Origin of the sequence: Corynebacterium sp. (assembly GCF_030532195.1) — a bacterium.
In the GTDB taxonomy this organism is placed as follows: domain Bacteria; phylum Actinomycetota; class Actinomycetes; order Mycobacteriales; family Mycobacteriaceae; genus Corynebacterium.
This window is the reverse complement of sequence record NZ_JAUNLP010000002.1, coordinates 66739-85079: the sequence shown is the minus strand read 5'-3', so window position 1 is coordinate 85079 and position 18341 is coordinate 66739. Positions and strand designations below refer to the sequence as shown.

Sequence of the window (18341 nt, the reverse complement as noted above, 5' to 3'; positions counted from 1 at the left end):
AGCATGACTTCCGAAAAGGACACTTTGCGCGGAGTGCTCAATGAGAACATCACCCGCGGCCTTATTCGCACGGCACTGCAGGAGGACCAGAGCTTTGGTCCTGATGTGACGACGTTGTCGACGGTATCTCCCAACGCCCAGGCGCGTGCGCGCTTGGTAGCTCGACAAACTGGTGTTATTGCAGCCATCGATGCGGTCGAGTGGACGCTGCAGGAAGTTATCGCTGGTGATTTTTCCGTCGAAAAGCATGTTGACGACGGCACGCTGGTGCACCCCGGCACCGTGATTGCGACGATTACGGCGCCGACGCGTGGCCTGTTGACGGCTGAGCGCACGTTGTTGAATATACTGACGCACGCCAGTGGCGTCGCTACGGAGACGCGTAAGTGGGCCGATGCGATTTTGGGCACCGGCGCGCGTATTCGTGATTCGCGGAAGACTCTGCCGGGGCTGCGCAACTTGGAAAAGTATGCGGTGACCTGCGGTGGTGGTATTAATCATCGCTACGCGTTGGGCGATGAAGCGCTTATTAAGGACAACCACGTAATTGCTGTGGGCTCGGTGTCCGGTGCGCTGAAGAAGGTGCGCCAGCAGTACCCGGAGCTGCCGTGCGAGGTGGAAGTCGATACGCTGGCACAGCTCGATGAAATTCTGCCGATGAAGCCGGATATCGTGATGCTGGATAACTTCGAAGTCTGGGAAACTCAGATTGCCGTTCAGCGTCGCTCGCAGGTCTCGCCGGCTACTCAGCTGGAGTCCTCTGGTGGCTTGACCTTGGACGTTGCGCGTGATTACGCCTCGTGCGGTGTGGATTACCTGGCCGTCGGTGCGCTGACGCACTCGGCCAAGGTCTTTGACGTCGGACTGGATTTCGACGAGCAGTAGGCGGGTGAGGCGGGTTTTTCCGCTTGTGAGTTAGAGCCTGCGGGCGATTTCCGCGCCGATTTCATTGAGTGCAGCACCCCAGCGCTCGCGGGCGGCATCATCACAGACCTCGAGGGCGCGGTGCAGCGTCTTTTCCGCATTTGCCACGTCATTGAGGTGCAAGTGGCACTGCGCAATCTGTGCGAGCAACGGCACGGCCTGGTTCTTCAAATTATCGGACTGGAAGAGCCCGGCAGCCAGCTCCAAGTGATCGATGGCGCGGCCCTGATGACCACGACGAATTTCCGCCTGACCATTGAGCGTGTGCCACATGGCCCAGCGCAGGTGACGCGGAGGAGTGTTCGCAGTCGGCTCGAAACCGTCCTTTTCCAGATTGTCCAGCAGATCCAACCAGTCGGCGGCCTTGTCCATCAGCTTTGGTGCTGAACCACGAATGGGCCGGCCCAGGCTATCGGTCTGCGGAGCATCGGCCTTGTCGCCGAGCTGCTCAAAGCCCTGCATGAGGGTCAACGCCGCCTCCCAGAGCTGGTTGTGCTCCGCCTGCGCGGTGGCGGTGTCAAAAAGCTGCTGTGGGCTGGAAACAGTGGAATCACCAGAACCAGAAGTAGTCATGGCATAACACTCTACTGTGGGTCATCGTCAGCGCCGAAGTGGGCTACCGCTCGCTACTGATCGTCGTGAGGCATTTGCGGCAGAATCGTGTCCAGCGCGTCCAGAACTGGATGACCGTCCCACGTCGCTCGGGGCAAGAGCTTTTCGACGCGACGGGCGTAGTCTTCGGCGCCTTCGGGGTCGTCGGCATCGAGGCGGTACCGCACACCGGCGAGCAGCGCACGGGCGGCCTCTTCACCATCACCTGAGTTCAGATAGCCTTCGGCGGCGGCTTCGACGTGGTCGGTAGCCAGTTCGTCGCGGCCAGCGGAGTAGAAGATGTAGGCGGCGTCATCGTGCCAATCGGCCATTGACCAGTCATCGGTAATCAACTTTTGTGAGCGCAGCAGAAGGTCCTCGGCTTCGCTGAGAGTCCGGTCGATTGTCAGTGACGCGTCTGCGGCATCGGCAGCGGCAGCTGTCTCGGTAATGACCACATCGATGATGTGAATGACCGAGCGTGCGGCTTGGCGGTAGGCCTTCGAGGCTCCCTTGGCATCACCAATTCGCTCCAGATGCTCGCCGTGCTCTACCAGCAGTTTCGCCGCATGACGTGGGTTGTTGGCAAGGCCTGCAGCGGCAGCGGCAATGGAAAAGGCAGCATCGGTGCGTTCCTCGTCGGAGGTAAAAGTGGACCAGTGCGCGACGGGTTCGGCATAGCGCAATGCGTCCTCGATAGCATCGGCATCGAGCAGACTGCGTGCGAGAATCAGCTGGATGTCCATGGAAATGGGATTGGCTGGCATTCCCTCGGCGCGCTCGAGTGCGTGGCGGGCAATCTCGGCTGCCTCGGCAAAGTGGCCATGGGCGTTGAGAAGCGCACACAGCAGGCGAGTACTGCGAAGCACAGCGACGGTAAGACCGGCATCGAGGCCAGCCTGCACGATGGGGCGCAGCTGACGAATAGCCTCGTCCTCCTCGCCAGCCTCCAGCGACAAAAAGGCGAGGAATTGGCGAGCCTCAATGGTGGTGGTCACCGGCTCCGACTGTGGCGTGGCGGCAACGCCAGCGGCAATGCGCGCGGCCTTGCGAAGCTCACCTCGGCCATGCGCCAACTGTGCCTCCAAGAGCTTGCGGTCATCCAGACCACTGCGCTTGGGTGCCCAGCGCGCTGACCACTTGGAGAGCTTGCCCGCAATATCGGCCCGGCGCGCAAGCGAGGCTGCCGCGCCGGTGACCGCAGCACTGACCAAGTAGTAATAGGCCTCACCTTGCCTCGGCGTGGTGGCAAGAATTTCATCAGCCAAGCTGACCAGCTCGGGGATTTCCGCGTCTTCTGGGCGGCGGCCAGTGATGGCATCGCCGGGGTTGGCGTCGATGAATGCTTCGGCCTCGGCAAATGCACCGTAGGAGCGGGCGTGCAGGATTGCTGAATGAACCCCTGCCGCCGTTGCCCATTTCAGCCAGGCGGCGCGTTCGGCTTTGGCTTCGTCGACAAGCTCTAGCTGATCGGCGACGGCGTGGCGAAGCGCGTGGTACTCGCCGATGAGATCCGTGGTGTCGGCTGGGGCGTCGGCGAGCCAGTGATGTCGGGCAAAGGCGGTGACGGCGCGCCAGCTTGTGACGTGTTGCAGCGTTATACCGGCTTTGCGGGACGCAGCTAGGAGCTCGGGCAGCGACTCGGGCAGTGGGGTGAGGTCGGGCAGCGGTGGGAAGGCGATAGCTTCGGCCTCGCTGGCGGAATCTGCTGCGGATTCGGTGCTAGAAGCGCCAGCGGTGCCAGTGATAGCAGCAGTTCCAGAAGTGCCCTCGGACCTGCTCAGAGAGACATCAATCGATTCGGCAATTTCCCACCACACCATTGCACTATCTTGGCCCGTGGCGGCAGCGAGATGCAAAACGCTCCGCAGCGACCTTGAGGGAAGGGTTGGTGCTTGGATTAGTTGTTGGTTTCGTTGTTGGCAGCCATCTCACGCATGAGGGTGCGCACTTCATCGCGGACGGGATGACCGGGGCCGACCAGCTCACCCACGCGGGTGGCAAAGCGGCGTGCGCGCTCGGTGTCATTGTCGCCGGTAGCGGCGCGCACGGCAACCGCCAGGGCTCGTGCGGCATCGGCAGGAGCATGAGCTTCCAGGAAAAGTTGGGCAGCCTCTTCAGCGTACTTGTAGACACCGAAGTTATCCCACACCGCCCAGCAGAGCAGAGCCTGAGCCTCGTGCCACTTGGCCAGCTCCCAGGAGCCATCGATGAAACTCTTGGAACGAGCCATCAAATTGTCGGTGACGGGCTTTTCCGCGTTGGCGTTGCTGAGTTCCAGCGCGGCATCCATCAAGGTCTCCGCCGGTGAGACCGGGGAGGAGTAGCTGGCGCGGATATCGGCTAGCGCGTCGAAGAGCACCGCCGCATGTGCGGTGTCGCCTTGCTGCAACGCGGACTCCGCGGCGATGGCACAGGCGAAATCTGTCCGCGCAGTATCGGAGGTTTTCTCCGACCATTTAGCCACCGTTTCGGCTTCGTTGCCGGCTGCCTGGAAATTGCTCAGTTCATACTGCGCGGTGGCGTTGAGCAGCGCAATCTCCATAGTGACTTCACATTGTGGAAAGCCCTGCGAGACCTCGCGGGCGCGCTGTGCCAGCGCCAAAATCTCTTCGGCACTCGGCTTGTTCTGCGCGGTGTCAAAGTTGATATTGGCCATTTCCCGCACGGCCAGAATGTGGTCGAGATCAAGGGCGTACTGGTCCGCGACGGCGACATTGTTCGACAGCATGCGAAACGCCGTGTCGCCATTTCCGGTTTCCACCGAATAGCGAGCGAGGTTTTGTCGCAGCTCAATACCGGAAATGACGGATCGGTTACCAATCGCATTGAGCTGAGAGGCGCACAACCTGGCAGCCTCCACCACCTTGCCTTCGCGGTGGTAGCGAGATGCCTGCGTCAGCGTTTTCGCCAGCGCAATGGATTCAAACTTATCCGCGCCGGGTAGTTGCTCAATCATCTCGTGGAGTTCTTTTGCCAGGTCACCGCGGTTAACGCGGCGCAGCGCTCCAGCAATGCGAATCAGCGCATCAGTCAGTGCCGCGCGCTTCTGCCACTGGCGTGGGCTAAACGTTTCGCTTTGCGACGAGTCTTGCGAGTACGCCCCAGACGCATTAATGCCACCGGTGGGAGCCTCAATCTCATCGGCCAGAATCAGTGCTCGGTATGAGGCAATTTCCCTGCTCATACGAGCAATGAGTGGAATTTCGGTCTCGGCCGCAACAGAAGAGGGGCCGTCGGCGATGAAGTTGATGTAACGCCGTGTCTCATCCATAGCCAGGCGAGCGCGGGCATACCAGTACTCAGGAACATTGTCGTTGTCGGATGCCCAAATCATCCAGTTCATAGCGGCATCGTGAGCGGCGGTGTAGTCGCCGAGGTCCTCTGTCACTTCACGGACCAGTCGGTAGAACGCCCCGATCTGCTCGGAGATGCCAACGGATTCTGGGGCGGAGAAGTTCGCCGAATCGTAGAAGTGGTGTGCGAAGACGCTTTCGAGCTGTCGCATGGCCAGGGAATTGTCGGCGGCGGTGACTTCCGCGTATGCCTTGACTAGCTCGCGCAAATCCGGGTTATTTCCTTCCTGCTGCACAGCTGGCCTTTCTACGACTCGGGGGATTTAGGCAATTTCACAATACTGCATCATGTAGGCCCCATCGGGGGAGCACACTCCGCTGTAATAGGGGATAAAGAGGGCAATCTGTATCAACCTAATGCGGAAAAGTTATGCTTAGTTCATACCCAGGGGTGACTTCAGGGTCGAATAGTAGCGGACCTGCTAGCTGATTTGTTTGGCATTGCGAGAGTTTCGCAGCTCGATCGTGAGCCGTGCCCCCGTATGAATCCATCGTGCGAATAGGCGGTTATTTATCAATCATGTTGTCCACTATTGATCTTCGCGGTCAAACTCCATCCACCGCCACTCTGCGTCGAGTGTTGCCCCGCGGTGCTGCGGATGTTGATTCGATGATTCCGACGGTCAAGCCGGTTGTCGAAGACGTGGCTTCCCGCGGTATCGCCGCGGCGATGGAGTACTCCGAAAAGTTCGACCGAATTCGCCCCGCCAGCATGCGAGTCCCAGCAGAGGTTATCGATGCCGCAGAGGCCGCACTGGATAACCGAGTTCGTATTGCTTTGCAGGAATCCATCGCCCGTGTGCGCAAGTTCCACGCAGCTCAGAAGCCAAGCGATAAGACCGTCGAAATTCTGCCTGGCGGCATCGTCCGTGAGAAGTGGATTCCGGTTTCCCGCGTAGGCCTCTACGTTCCGGGCGGCAATGCCGTCTACCCGTCGTCGGTGCTGATGAATGTCATCCCAGCACAGGAAGCCGGCGTCGACTCGCTGGTCGTGGCATCTCCGCCGCAGCCGGATAACAACGGTTGGCCGCACCCGACCATCCTGGCTGCCTGCAAGCTGCTCGGCGTCGATGAGGTCTGGGCTGTCGGCGGCGCTCAGGCAGTCGCCCTGTTGGCGTACGGCGATGAGGATGAATCCCTCGAGCCGGTCGATATGGTCACCGGCCCGGGCAATATCTTCGTCACCGCCGCCAAGCGCCTGTGCCGCTCGGTCGTCGGCATCGATGCTGAAGCTGGCCCGACCGAGATCGCCATTCTCGCCGATAACTCCGCAGATCCAGTGTCCGTCGCCTACGATCTGATTTCCCAAGCTGAGCACGACGTCATGGCCGCCAGCGTGCTGATTACCGATGATGCCGACTTCGCCGCCGCTGTCGACCGCGAGGTCGAAAACCGCTACGAAGTCACCATGAACGCCGAGCGCGTCCGAGAGGCGCTCACCGGCGCGCAGTCGGGCATCGTGCTTGTCGACGACATCGATGTCGGTATCCAGGTTGCTGATGCCTACGCTGCCGAGCACCTGGAGATTCACACGGAAAATGCTGCAGCTGATGCTGAGCGTATTCGCAATGCCGGTGCCATTTTCATCGGCCGCTACTCGCCGGTGCCGTTGGGTGATTACTCGGCCGGATCCAACCACGTTCTGCCGACCTCCGGCACGGCCCGCTATGCCTCCGGCCTGTCCACGCACACGTTCCTCAAGGCCGTCCACATGGTCGAATACAGCGAAGCTGCGCTCAAGGAAGTGTCCGAAGACGTGGTTACCCTGGCCAATGAGGAGCGCCTGCCTGCTCACGGCGAGGCTATTCGCGCTCGCTTTGAGTCGCTGTTGGGCGACTCCGAGAACAACAAGGCAACTGAGGGAGAGGACAACTAATGGAGCAGCAGCCAGAAATGCCCGTCGGCAAGCTGAGCCTGGCCGACCTGCCTTTGCGCGACGAACTGCGTGGGGAAGAGGCCTACGGTGCGCCGCAGCTAAGTGTCGATGTTCGTCTGAACACCAACGAAAACCCGTACCCGCCGTCCGATGACCTGATTGCTGATTTGGTCAAGACGGTGGAGAAGGTCGCCTCGGATCTCAACCGTTACCCAGACCGCGATGCAGTGGCTCTGCGTACCGCGCTGGCGGAGTACGTCACGCGCCAGACCGGCGTGGAAGTGGGCGTCGAGCAGGTGTGGGCAGCTAATGGCTCCAACGAGATTCTGCAGCAGCTGTTGCAGGCGTTTGGTGGCCCGGGCCGCAGCGCGATGGGCTTTGTGCCCAGCTACTCCATGCACCCGATTCTGTCGTCCGGGACGCAGACCGAGTTTATCGGTATCAACCGCAATCCTGAGACCTTTGACATCGATATGGATGTGGCGCTGAAGGCGATTGAGGAGCACCGACCAGACGTCATTTTTGTCACCACTCCGAACAATCCGACTGGCAACCTGACCAAGCTGGATGACCTGCGCGCCATTGCCGAAGCCGCGCCGGGCATTGTCATCGTTGATGAGGCATACGCAGAATTCACCGATGAGCCGTCCGCTGTGTCACTGCTGGCTGAGTTCCCAGCCAAGCTGGTGGTGTCTCGCACTATGAGTAAGGCTTTCGACTTCGCTGGCGGTCGCCTTGGGTACTTCGTTGCCAACCCCGCATTCATCGACGCAGTCATGCTCGTGCGCCTGCCGTACCACCTGTCCACGCTGACGCAGGCCGCCGCAACCGTGGCGCTGCGTCACTCGGAGGCCACGCTGTCGACCGTCGCAAAGCTTGCCGACGAACGCGACCGCGTCGTCACCGCACTGAAGAGCTACGGCTACGACGTGATCGACTCGTACTCGAATTTCGTTTTCTTTGGTCGTTTTGCCAACGCCCCTGCTGCCTGGCAGAGCTTCCTGGATGAGGGCGTGCTGATTCGCGACGTTGGTGTCCCAGGGCGCCTGCGTGCCACCATCGGCCTGCCCAGTGAAAACGATGCCCTGTTGGCTGCAGCCGAAAAGTTGGCCGGCAGCGCGCTGGCTTAGAAACGTCCGCACTTTTTAAATCCCCCTAACAAGGAGAATCGGAAAAACCATGCACGTCAGTGACAAGGACAATCTGGAGTCGGAGCGCACTGAGCGCATTGGCCGTATCGAGCGCGCAACCCGCGAATCGAGCATCGTGTGCACGGTGAACCTCGATGGCACGGGCAAGACCGATATTTCGACTGGCCTGCCATTTTTTGACCATATGCTGACCGCTTTTGGCTCTCACGGCAGCTTTGATCTTTCTGTGCAGGCCAACGGTGACACGGAAGTCGACGCACACCACACAGTGGAAGACACCGGCATTGTGATGGGACAGGCCTTCGCTGAGGCGCTGGGCAACAAGTCCGGCATTCGTCGTTTCGGAGACAGCTTCATTCCGATGGATGAGACGTTGGCCCATGCGGTTGTCGATGTCTCCGGGCGGCCGTACTTCGTGGCAACAGGCGAGCCGGAGCAGATGCTGACCTCAGTTATCGGTGGGCATTACCCGACTGTGATCAACGAGCACTTCTTTGAGTCCTTTGCCCTTAATGCTCGCATTGCGCTGCACGTTCGTTGCCTCTATGGTCGCGATCCGCACCACATCACCGAGGCGGAGTACAAGGCCGTGGCTCGCGCATTGCGCGCAGCATGTGAAGATGATCCGCGCGTTCACGGTGTGCCATCGACGAAGGGCACACTGTAGTTTTCGCAGGCTAACCGTTTTCGAGTTGCGCCGGTAGCTGTTCTCCCTGCGCAGTTAATTCCTCTACCTGTTGCTTCAGATCCTTGATGTCCTGGCGGTAGAGGTCAATGCGCTCATCTACCTGCTCCTTTGTGTAGCGAGGTTTGATGTATTTGGAACAGTTACTATCGGCCGCAACGACATCGACCACCATCGCGCGCTCATGTGGGCTGCGGATTTCTCGGCCGCTGACCTGCCGTAGCGTCTCCATCAGCTTTGGGTCGTCGGCCTTTTCAATCACTCGTGCTGTGCCAAAGAGCTTGAGCCGCTTGCGCGTGGCGTAGTCGATGAAAAACATGCAGACGCGACCATCGCGGTCAACGTTTCCAGTGTTGACGAACTGATTATTGCCATGAAATTCAAGCCAACCCAGCTTTGTGGGGCTCAGTACATGGACAAAACCCTCGGGGCCACCGCGGTGCTGGACATAGGGCCAGCCAGCGCCGGTGACGGTGGACAAGAAAAAGTGCGATGACGTTTTGATGAGCTTTTGGTGGGCCGGCTCGATTTCAAAGTGGTCATGAGAACGGGGAATCTCAGTTTGAAGTGATTCCTGGCGATGCCGGACATAGCTGTCAAAGGCAATGTCCTGGTACTCGAGGTCCTGGTACTCGAGATCCTCGTGCTCGGGCTTATTGTCCAGCGGGCTCATAGCCGCAGACTCTAGTCCCGAGGAGACGCGCAAGTGCTGGCTTAGCAAAAATTCCCACTTTTTAAAGGTGCGTTTTTGTGGGGCAGTAGTGGGGCGGTTTGATAAGTGTTCATCGCGAGTCGAAATGGCACCGACAACGGGCTCATATCGGCGGCCGTGGTAGTTATTAAAGGCAGGCCAATTCTTTTCCTTAGCTGGAGTTTTGGAGGAATTAATGGTAACAACGTCAGTAGACGTGCTTTTAGCTCAGGTGTCCACCGCATCGACGCTAGGCACTTATTTTTTGTTCATTGTCGCTGGTCTTCTGGTGGGCGGAACTTGGTCACTGTATAAGGCGGGTTCGAGGGTAGGGACGTTTATCCTCGGAGCGCTGTCGGTGATTGCGCTTGCCGGTGCGGTTTTGTGGTTGATTGGAGTGATTGGGTAAATGGCGTCCCGGGTGATGGACCGCAAGCAGTTGGATCAATTGGACAGCATGTGGAAAGCGCCCGGACTGATTCCCACGCTTATTGCAGTGATGGCCGCTTTCGGTGGCTGGTCGCTGCTGATGCCTGTTATTCCGCAGGCCATTCTTGACGATGGCGGTAGCACCTCCCTCGCTGGTGCTTACACCGGTATCTTCATGGCCGCCACCGTTTTGACGCAGACGCAAACTCCTCGGATGCTGCGGCACGTCGGCTACGGCCGGACCATGTTTATTTCAGGTCTCTTTTTGGGCGTGCCGACGATCTTCCACATCTTTGGCACCGATGCAGCATTGGTACTCGCCATCGCGGTTCTCCGCGGTATGGGCTTTGGTGCCCTGACCGTTGCTGAGTCCGCCCTCATTGCTGAGCTTGTGCCGATGAAGTTCCTGGGCAAGGCCTCTGGCGTGCTGGGTGTTGCAGTTGGTCTGTCGGAGCTGCTGTTCTTGCCATTGGGCCTGATTATCGCGGACAAGATGGGCTCGTACACGCCGGTGTACGTCCTGGGTGCAATCATTTCGCTGGTTGGTTCGCTGATGGCGCTGTTCATTCCGCGCATTAAGCCGGCTCCGAAGGAAGGCAAGGGCGGCACTGAGGATGTTGGCGATCCGGTGCCCGGTTCCGCCGCCACCCAGCCGAGCCCGGTTCAGCATGTCGCCACCTGGAAGCTGGTGGGTATCCCGGCAATTGCAATGTGCACTATTGCCATGGGCTTCGGTGGTATCTCCGCATTCCTCGCCCCAGCTGCCAGCGAAATCAACCCGGTTTCCGGCGCAATTGTGGCAGGCCTATCCCTGTCGGTTGTCGGTGGCGCCCAAATGATTTTCCGTTACTTCGCAGGCGTTTACGCTGACCGTCAGGGCGAAGCTGGCAAGCTGCTGATTCCGGCTCTGGTCAGCGGTTTTGCCGGACTGCTGATGATGTCTGGCATTGTGCTTGCAGGATGGTCGCCATGGCTGCTGCTGGTAGCAGCCATTTTCTACGGCGCGGGCTTCGGCATTGTCCAAAACGAGGCACTGCTGCTGATGTTCGCACGCCTGCCACGCGACCGTACTGCAGAGGCCAGCGCGTTTTGGAACATGTCCTTCGACTCGGGCACCGGTATCGGTTCGTTTGTCCTCGGTGCGGTTGCCGCTGCCGCACTGCGCCCATACCCAGCGGTGTTTGCTTTCGCCGCGGCACTGGTTGCCATTGGTCTGATTGGGGCTGTGCTCGACCGAATCGTCGGCAAGCACCGTGTCGCGGAGTACCAGAACACCCGTGCTACGCTTCGTCGCCTTGGCGATGCCGTGAAGCGTAGGACACCGGAGGCCGCTGTGCGTGTTGCTCGTCCGGCGAAGAATGCGATGACGCGCCTGACGGTGCGCGATCCGAAAAACCACAAGGGACCAAAGGCTTCGAAAAAACAGAAGAAGTAGCCAGCACCCCCAGTTTGTATCAACTACGAGGCGTGCAAGTTAGTGCGTTTCGACGTTCATCTCAGCCAGGAGTGCGCGAAGCTTAGCCTCGATGTCGTCGATGATGGCGCTGAGCTCAGCATCGGTGGCCTCGGCGGGATCGGCGATGTCCCATTCGACGTAGCGGTCACCAGGTACGCCCGGAGTCTCATCGATGCCAATGAGCACCACAACATCAGCGCGGTGAGATACGCGAGGAGTAATAGGTTTCTGCGCCAGATGAGAAGTGTCGATGCCACGAGCCTCGAGCGCCTCAATGACTCGTGGGTTGAGGCCATCTTCGGGATTCAGGCCAATGGTGCGGACGAAGACGTTGTCGCCTGCGAGGTGGCGGGCAAGGGCGGTGGCAATCTGGCTGCGTCCGGAGCCGCGATTGTCGGCGAAGAGAATCTCCTGACGCGGGGTAGCAGCTGCGTTACCGCTGATGGCCTTGATGCGCTCGGCGGCCTCACGCTCTGCCAGGACTGGGAGGAAATTGGTCACCTTGGCGGTGGAAAACTCCGCGATTACGTCATCGAGAATGGTATCGATGGTCTCTGGCTTGCAGATTGCGCCGTACAGGCGGTGTAAATCCTCGCGGACGATAGCGAATGCAGGACTAAGTGTTGAAGCGGTAGTCATGGTGATTAGCCTTTCGAGTTTTGCGGCAGATACCTGGCGGCACGGGAGTGTCTAACCAGGTGCCCGGCAGCTACCGCTGTCGAATCAATTAGTTATTAATAAAGCAGTTAACCTGTTGTTAACCTTGAGTTTACCAAACTATTGTGAGAATTGGAACTTTCCATTTGTTCATCGCATTCGAAGCTAGGGTGACTGCAAAATCCTTGCCATCTAGCTGCCAATTAACTGCTAGATAGATTCGAAAAAAGGACCCAAACTTGGGTATCTCGGGGTAAATGCCAGTGTTTGGTTAGCCTCGCCCTAAAATGACCAACTATGGAACAAGTCTCACCGTTGACGAAGGCCCCGACCGTTGCCATCTTGGACTACGGCTCCGGAAATCTGCGCTCCGCCGAGCGTGCGGTGGCCTCTACAGGCGCCGAAGCCATCGTCACTGCTGATCCGAAAACTGTCATGGAAGCCGACGGCTTGCTAGTGCCGGGCGTCGGCGCATACGCCGCCTGCATGGACGGGCTGCGCAAGGTCCAGGGGCCGCGTCTGATTGGCTCTCGCCTGGCTGGTGGTCGACCGGTGATGGGTATCTGCGTCGGTATGCAGGTGCTCTTTGACCGTGGTGTTGAGTACGCAGACGGCATCCATGCTGCGGAAACGGAAAGTTCGGCCACCCCAACGGGCACGCCGGGCTGCGGCGAATGGCCGGGCACTGTGGAGCGCTTGGAAGCCTCAATTTTGCCGCATATGGGTTGGAATACCGTCGAGGTGCCAGAGGGGTCTGTCATGTTTGACGGTCTTGAAGATGAGCGTTTTTACTTCGTGCACTCCTACGGTGTGCGAAAGTGGGAGTTGAAGGCTGATTCGCGCATCGCAGCACCGTTGGTGACGTGGTCGACTCATGAGTCTGATCGATTCGTCGCTGCCGTGGAAAATGGTCCGCTGTGGGCAACTCAATTCCATCCGGAAAAGTCCGGTGAAGCGGGATTGAAGTTGCTTCGCAACTGGGTGAACACGCTGTAGTAGCGCTGTTGCGCAGCTAAGTGGCACCCATACCGCATCGAGTACCGGCAACCGCGCCGCCCTCTGGGCTGCAGCAGCACTGCCTGGCAGGAAACCCTGTTGCACCGCCTATACTGAAATAACTAGCAACCAGCGTCGTTGGCCTTTCGGAAAATAGAAAACCGTTACAACACACAAGCCGCGCGCTAAGAGTCGAAGAGAGTAGAGCCCCCATGAGTTTGACCCTGCTGCCCGCTGTAGATGTCGCCGATGGCCAGGCTGTCCGCCTGGTGCAGGGTGCCGCTGGCACCGAGACTTCCTACGGTGCCCCGCTGGAAGCTGCAATGAACTGGCAGAACGCAGGTGCCGAATGGGTACACCTGGTAGATTTGGACGCCGCATTTGGTCGCGGTTCCAACTATGAGCTGCTGAAGGACGTTGTGGGCAAGCTCGACCTCAAGGTGGAGCTTTCCGGCGGTATCCGCGACAACGAGTCGCTGGAGGCCGCACTTGCCACCGGTTGCGCCCGCGTCAACATTGGTACCGCCGCGCTGGAGAACCCGGAGTGGTGCCGCGAGGTTATCGCGAACTACGGCGACCGTGTTGCCATCGGTCTGGATGTCCGCAATGAGGATGGTCAGTGGCGCCTGCGCGGCCGCGGTTGGGTCTCCGACGGCGGTGACCTGTGGGAGGTCCTTGAGCGCCTGGATTCCCAGGGCGCTTCCCGCTTTGTTGTTACCGATGTTTCCAAGGACGGTACCCTGCAGGGCCCGAACGTAGATTTGCTGCGCGATGTTGCCGCTGCTACCGAGGCTCCGATTGTCGCATCGGGCGGTATCAGCAGCCTCGACGACATCGCCGCTATTAAGAACCTGGTTGATGAAGGCGTGGATTCCGCAATCGTTGGCAAGGCGCTCTACGCGGGTCGCTTCACTCTGGAGGAAGCCCTGGCAATCGCCCGCGGCTAACAACGTCACTTCCGTGGCCTGGCCAGGGTGGACGTCGTAAAGCGCGGTCGTAGTAGACGAGACAGCGCCGCCGTAGACGAGACAGCCTAAGCCCTGGCAGAATCGGCGAATTAAAGGACTGGAAAGTATGGATGCCCTGGAACCGCGCGCGATGCTCGCAATCGCCGAAGCAGCGCTCGATGAGGTCGAAGGCCTGTTCACTGAGCAGGTGGGTGCTGACCCGGTCGTCATGAAGCCGCGTGGCGATTTCGCAACAGAAGCCGACCTGGAAATTGAGCGCAGGCTTCGCGCGATTCTCACGCAGTACTCGGGGCTTCCCGTCTACGGCGAGGAGTTCGGCGGCAAGGTTCCGGAGGAGCACACCGCGTGGGTCATCGATCCGATTGACGGCACGACCAACTACGCCAACGGCTTTCCGCTGTGCGCCATGCTGCTCACACTGATGCATGAGGGCGAACCGCTGGTCGGGATCACCTCGATGCCTCTGCTGCGCCGCCGCGTTACCGCCGCGAAAGGCAGCGGCACGTACGTCAACGGTCGGCGCGTGAGCATGGATGCCGAGGCCGGTAGGCCCGTGTCCATCGCCTTTGGGTCAGTCATCGCGCGTACCGACGGCACGTTCCCCCGCCAGTGGCGGCAGCTGCTGCTGTCGAAGGTGGGCGAGCGCTATCCGACGATTCGAATTACCGGCTCGGTCGGAGTCGACCTGGGCTCCACCGCGATGGGAGCCTTTGGCGGTACCGTGACATTTTCACCGCATGTGTGGGACAACGCCGCTGGTGTACTGCAGATCTCTGAAGCAGGTGGCGTTGTCACTGACCTGGCAGGTAATCCCTGGCGCCATGACTCGGTGGGAGTGCTGGCGGGCACGCGCGATGTCCACGCCACGCTGCGGTCAATTATTGCTCAGCTGGGTCATCCGGAAACTTTCCACAGCTAAACTGCAGCTAAACTGCGACGCTAAAAACGCTGTAACGCTTTTTCAACCAAGGAGAACTGAAAAACTATGTCTCTGGCAGTACGTGTGATTCCCTGCCTGGATGTCAACAACGGACGAGTCGTCAAGGGAGTTAACTTTGAAAATCTCCGCGACGCGGGCGATCCGGTGGAATTGGCACGCCGCTACGGCGAAGAAGGAGCAGATGAGCTGACCTTCCTGGATGTCACAGCCTCCAAGGATGGTCGCGGCACTATGCTCGACGTGGTTCGTCGCACGGCAAGTGAAGTTTTCATTCCACTGACGGTCGGCGGTGGCGTACGCAGCGTCGAGGATGTCGACCAGCTGCTGCGTGCCGGTGCTGACAAGGTCAGTGTGAATACCGCTGCGATTGCTCGTCCGGAGTTGCTGAGTGAACTGTCGCGCCGCTTTGGTGCACAGTGCGTGGTGCTGTCGGTCGATGCCCGCCGTGTGCCGGAAGGTGGTACTCCGCAGCCGTCCGGCTTCGAGGTCACAACACATGGCGGTTCCCGCTCGGCTGGCATTGATGCGGTGGAGTGGGCACGCCGCGGCGAGGAATTGGGTGTAGGTGAAATTCTCCTGAACTCCATGGATGGCGACGGCACGAAGGACGGCTTCGACCTTGAGCTTATTGAGAAGGTTCGTGCCGCAGTGGACGTGCCAGTTATCGCCTCTGGCGGCGCAGGCAAGGCTGAGCACTTTCCGCCGGCAGTGCGCGCAGGTGCCGATGCGGTGCTGGCTGCCTCGATTTTCCACTTCGGGGAGGTCAGCATTGCTGAGGTGAAGGAAGAAATGGCACGCGAGGGAATTGAGGTGCGCAAGTGACGGAGCTAGCCCCAGGTGCAGCCGAGCACGGCGCGGGCGACGACCCGCGGGAGTACACCCTTCCGGCCGAGATTGCCGAAATTGCCAAATTCAATGCTGACGGGTTGATTCCTGCGATTGTGCAGGAGGAATCCACCGGTCGTGTGCTCATGATGGCGTGGATGGATTCGCATGCGTTGGCCTACACCATTGCCACCAAGCGCGGTACCTACTGGTCCCGTTCGCGCTCGGAGTATTGGATTAAGGGCCTGACCAGTGGTCACTTCCAGACCGTGACGTCACTGGCGCTGGACTGCGATGGCGACACCGTATTGATGCAGGTTGTGCAGGACGGTGCCGCGTGCCACACGGGTTCGCACAGCTGCTTCGACGTGCACCCGGTGGTTTAAGAGCGCTGTACGAAAGCGCGTTGGTCGAGAGAGGCGCGTTGCAGAATACCCGGCAGAAGCCTCGCACGGACACCATCAATCGTGAGGTAATCCATCAATGATGCGGGGTTATGTTCGGCGCAATCCGGTGTGCGTGGCACAATAGCGGCTATGACTCGTATCACCATGACCACGCGGGAGAGCTTCCGCGAACTGGCCGCACATCATCGGGTCGTGCCCGTTATTCGGAAGGTATTGGCAGACGGCGAAACTGCGCTGTCGGCATACCGGAAGTTGGCGGCCGATCGTCCCGGTACTTTCTTGCTCGAGTCCTCTGATGTGGGGCAATCGTGGTCGCGGTGGTCATTTATCGGTTGCGGTTCGCGCGCAGCACTTTCGGTCGATGACAACGGTGAAGCCACGTGGATTGGTAACGCCCCACACGGCGCGCCTGAAGGGGGCAATCCGCTCGATGCGCTGGCGCGGACGCTGGAGTTGCTGCATACGGAGCTCCCGCTTGCCGACGATGCTTCGGTGCCAAAGCTCACCAGCGGGCTCGTTGGCTACTTCGGGCATGACACCATTCGCTACATTGAGCCGCAGCTGCCGGATACCACGGACAATGACCTGCAGATCCCAGAGCTCATGCAGCTGTTGGTGGAGGACTTGGCAGCTTTTGACCACCATGAGGGCGTGCTGTGGTTAATCTCCAATGCGGTGAACTGGGATGGCTCGGATGAGCGTATTGATGAAGCCTATGGCCGCGCCTGTGACCGCGTAAATGACATGGTCGCGCGTCTGGCAGAACCGTCGGATTTGCGCCCTGCAGAGGTCAGCTATCCAGAACCAAAGGTGCGTCGCCAGCGCACCGCGGAAGAACACATGCGTCGCATTGAGGTGTGTAAGGAGCACATTCGTGCCGGTGATGCCTTTCAGATTGTGCTGTCGCAGCGGTTCGAGATGGACACACAGGCCTCGGCTTTTGATATCTACCGCATTCTGCGCACATCTAATCCGTCGCCGTATATGTTCCTGGTCAATGTGCCAACGAAGGACTTTTCTGACACCGCTTTTCAAATTGTCGGCTCATCCCCGGAGTCACTCGTGGCAGTCCACGGCAGCGAGGTCATTACCAACCCAATCGCGGGTACTCGTCCGCGTGGCGCCACCGTGGAGCAGGACAATGCACTGGAAGCTGACTTGCTCGCGGATGAAAAAGAAAACAGTGAGCACCTGATGCTGGTCGATCTTGGCCGCAATGACCTCGGTCGGGTATGCCGTCCGGGCAGCGTCGTCGTGCATGATTTCCGCCACATTGAGCGCTACAGTCACGTGATGCATTTAGTCTCTACGGTCACCGGTGAGCTCGCAGAAGATGCCACGGCAGTCGATGCCTTTGCTGCAACATTCCCGGCAGGCACGCTGTCCGGTGCGCCGAAGCCATCGGCGCTGAGCATCATTGATCATCTGGAAGATACTCGCCGAGGTGTCTACGGTGGCACCGTCGGTTACTTTGACTTCAGGGGTAATACCGATCAGGCGATTGCCATCCGCACCGGTGTGAAAAAGGGTGGCACGGTCTATGTCCAGGCCGGCGGTGGAATTGTCAGCGATTCCGACCCCATCGCCGAAGATGAAGAGACGCGCAATAAAGCCGCGGCTGTGCTGCGCGCCGTCGCGGCCGCTGAGACACTGGTGCCAGCGGCAAGGAGATAGGAGGTCTCGCAAGTGAAGTCGAAGACTTTTGTGTCCGGAGGGCTCATTGGCCTGTCCGCGTTGGGGCTCTGGCTCAGCAGCCAGCGGCCGTGGTTGACGGTCAGCACAATCGATGACAAGGCCGGTCCGACAACAACGGATTTGGTTGGTGCCGTCTGGGCGCCAGCGATGACCTCCATTGCGTTGGCGCTGCTGGCCGCACTATTTGCCACAACCATCATGGGCTCCCTGGGCCGCCGCATTGTCGGTGCGCTTGCCGCTGTGCTCGCCATTGCGGCTTCGTGGACACCGATGGTCCTGCTCAGCGGTGGGGAAGATGGTGTTGATGGGCAGAGGGCACTGGATCTGTTGACGTCGGGAAGCGCCTCACAGCGTGCCAGCGATGCAGTGACGGTGTCTGACTGGGCACAGATCAACGCGATCGAAATTCATGCCCTGGGGCCGGTGCTGGCCCTGGTATCGTGCGCGTTGGCGCTGGTCGGTGCCGTATTGATGGTGCGTAACCCCGGCGCTGTGAAGAAGCAGAAGTCCAGTGCGTATGAGACCCCAGAGGTGCGCCGCCAGCGCATTACTGAGGATTTGAAGGAAGACGGCCAGTCGGGACGTGTGCTGTGGGACGCGCTCGATGCGGGCGTCGATCCGACGGATATGGATCAGGATCTCGCAGACCAAGAGCGTGACGCTCGCGTGGATGAGAAAACTAAGGAGTAATCGA

Annotated in this window: 17 protein-coding genes; 12 read left to right on the top strand and 5 right to left on the bottom strand. The window is 59.6% G+C overall.

Going from position 1 to position 18341, the window contains the following annotated elements; genetic code table 11:
* Window positions 1-3: 3 nt before the first annotated feature.
* Window positions 4-885, top strand: coding sequence for a carboxylating nicotinate-nucleotide diphosphorylase (nadC, locus tag Q4E11_RS03225; protein WP_303163628.1), 882 nt, complete (start codon window positions 4-6; stop codon window positions 883-885).
* Window positions 886-915: 30 nt separating this feature from the next.
* On the opposite strand, the gene Q4E11_RS03220 is transcribed toward nadC, so the two are convergent.
* From Q4E11_RS03220 to Q4E11_RS03210, 3 genes are all read right to left on the bottom strand, one after another.
* Complete coding sequence (locus Q4E11_RS03220) at window positions 916-1497, bottom strand: hypothetical protein (protein ID WP_303163625.1); 582 nt, start codon at window positions 1495-1497, stop codon at window positions 916-918.
* 53 nt (window positions 1498-1550) lie between these two features.
* The gene (locus Q4E11_RS03215; protein WP_303163623.1) at window positions 1551-3338 is read right to left on the bottom strand and encodes a hypothetical protein; all 1788 of its coding nucleotides are present in this window, start codon (window positions 3336-3338) and stop codon (window positions 1551-1553) included.
* Window positions 3339-3415: 77 nt separating this feature from the next.
* Window positions 3416-5107 (bottom strand): hypothetical protein, encoded by a 1692-nt coding sequence (locus Q4E11_RS03210; protein WP_303163621.1) that lies wholly within the window; start codon window positions 5105-5107, stop codon window positions 3416-3418.
* Window positions 5108-5391: 284 nt separating this feature from the next.
* On the opposite strand from Q4E11_RS03210, the gene hisD reads away from it, so the two are divergent.
* The 3 genes from hisD to hisB are packed head-to-tail and all read left to right on the top strand — an operon-like array spanning window position 5392 to window position 8565.
* A complete protein-coding gene (gene hisD, locus Q4E11_RS03205) occupies window positions 5392-6747 on the top strand; it encodes a histidinol dehydrogenase (RefSeq protein WP_303163619.1) in 1356 nt (451 codons plus the stop codon).
* A 17-nt stretch (window positions 6748-6764) separates the two neighbouring features.
* A complete protein-coding gene (locus tag Q4E11_RS03200; RefSeq protein ID WP_303163970.1) occupies window positions 6765-7877 on the top strand; it encodes a histidinol-phosphate transaminase in 1113 nt (370 codons plus the stop codon).
* A gap of 49 nt (window positions 7878-7926) precedes the next feature.
* Entirely contained in the window at window positions 7927-8565 is a 639-nt protein-coding gene (gene hisB, locus Q4E11_RS03195) for an imidazoleglycerol-phosphate dehydratase HisB (protein WP_303163617.1), read from the top strand.
* Window positions 8566-8575: 10 nt separating this feature from the next.
* On the opposite strand, the gene Q4E11_RS03190 is transcribed toward hisB, so the two are convergent.
* Complete coding sequence (locus tag Q4E11_RS03190) at window positions 8576-9256, bottom strand: pyridoxamine 5'-phosphate oxidase family protein (RefSeq protein WP_303163614.1); 681 nt, start codon at window positions 9254-9256, stop codon at window positions 8576-8578.
* A gap of 427 nt (window positions 9257-9683) precedes the next feature.
* On the opposite strand from Q4E11_RS03190, the gene Q4E11_RS03185 reads away from it, so the two are divergent.
* Entirely contained in the window at window positions 9684-11138 is a 1455-nt protein-coding gene (locus Q4E11_RS03185) for an MFS transporter (protein WP_303163611.1), read from the top strand.
* Between the two features lie 39 nt (window positions 11139-11177).
* On the opposite strand, the gene Q4E11_RS03180 is transcribed toward Q4E11_RS03185, so the two are convergent.
* Window positions 11178-11798 (bottom strand): low molecular weight phosphatase family protein, encoded by a 621-nt coding sequence (locus Q4E11_RS03180; RefSeq protein ID WP_303163608.1) that lies wholly within the window; start codon window positions 11796-11798, stop codon window positions 11178-11180.
* Between the two features lie 315 nt (window positions 11799-12113).
* Between Q4E11_RS03180 and hisH the strand changes: the two genes are divergently transcribed.
* The 7 genes from hisH to Q4E11_RS03145 all read left to right on the top strand — a co-directional run bounded on the left by hisH (window position 12114) and on the right by Q4E11_RS03145 (window position 18337).
* Window positions 12114-12812 (top strand): imidazole glycerol phosphate synthase subunit HisH, encoded by a 699-nt coding sequence (gene hisH, locus Q4E11_RS03175; RefSeq protein WP_303163606.1) that lies wholly within the window; start codon window positions 12114-12116, stop codon window positions 12810-12812.
* A gap of 212 nt (window positions 12813-13024) precedes the next feature.
* Window positions 13025-13759, top strand: coding sequence for a bifunctional 1-(5-phosphoribosyl)-5-((5-phosphoribosylamino)methylideneamino)imidazole-4-carboxamide isomerase/phosphoribosylanthranilate isomerase PriA (priA, locus tag Q4E11_RS03170; RefSeq protein ID WP_303163604.1), 735 nt, complete (start codon window positions 13025-13027; stop codon window positions 13757-13759).
* Between the two features lie 127 nt (window positions 13760-13886).
* Complete coding sequence (locus tag Q4E11_RS03165) at window positions 13887-14699, top strand: inositol monophosphatase (protein ID WP_303163602.1); 813 nt, start codon at window positions 13887-13889, stop codon at window positions 14697-14699.
* Between the two features lie 66 nt (window positions 14700-14765).
* Window positions 14766-15542, top strand: a complete 777-nt coding sequence (gene hisF, locus Q4E11_RS03160) for an imidazole glycerol phosphate synthase subunit HisF (protein ID WP_303163601.1) — start codon at window positions 14766-14768, stop codon at window positions 15540-15542.
* A gap of 71 nt (window positions 15543-15613) precedes the next feature.
* On the top strand, window positions 15614-15931 hold the full coding sequence (gene hisI, locus Q4E11_RS03155) for a phosphoribosyl-AMP cyclohydrolase (protein ID WP_303163969.1): 318 nt from the start codon (window positions 15614-15616) through the stop codon (window positions 15929-15931).
* Between the two features lie 150 nt (window positions 15932-16081).
* Entirely contained in the window at window positions 16082-17626 is a 1545-nt protein-coding gene (locus tag Q4E11_RS03150) for an anthranilate synthase component I (RefSeq protein WP_303163600.1), read from the top strand.
* Window positions 17627-17638: 12 nt separating this feature from the next.
* A complete protein-coding gene (locus tag Q4E11_RS03145; protein WP_303163598.1) occupies window positions 17639-18337 on the top strand; it encodes a TIGR02234 family membrane protein in 699 nt (232 codons plus the stop codon).
* Window positions 18338-18341 lie beyond the last annotated feature (4 nt).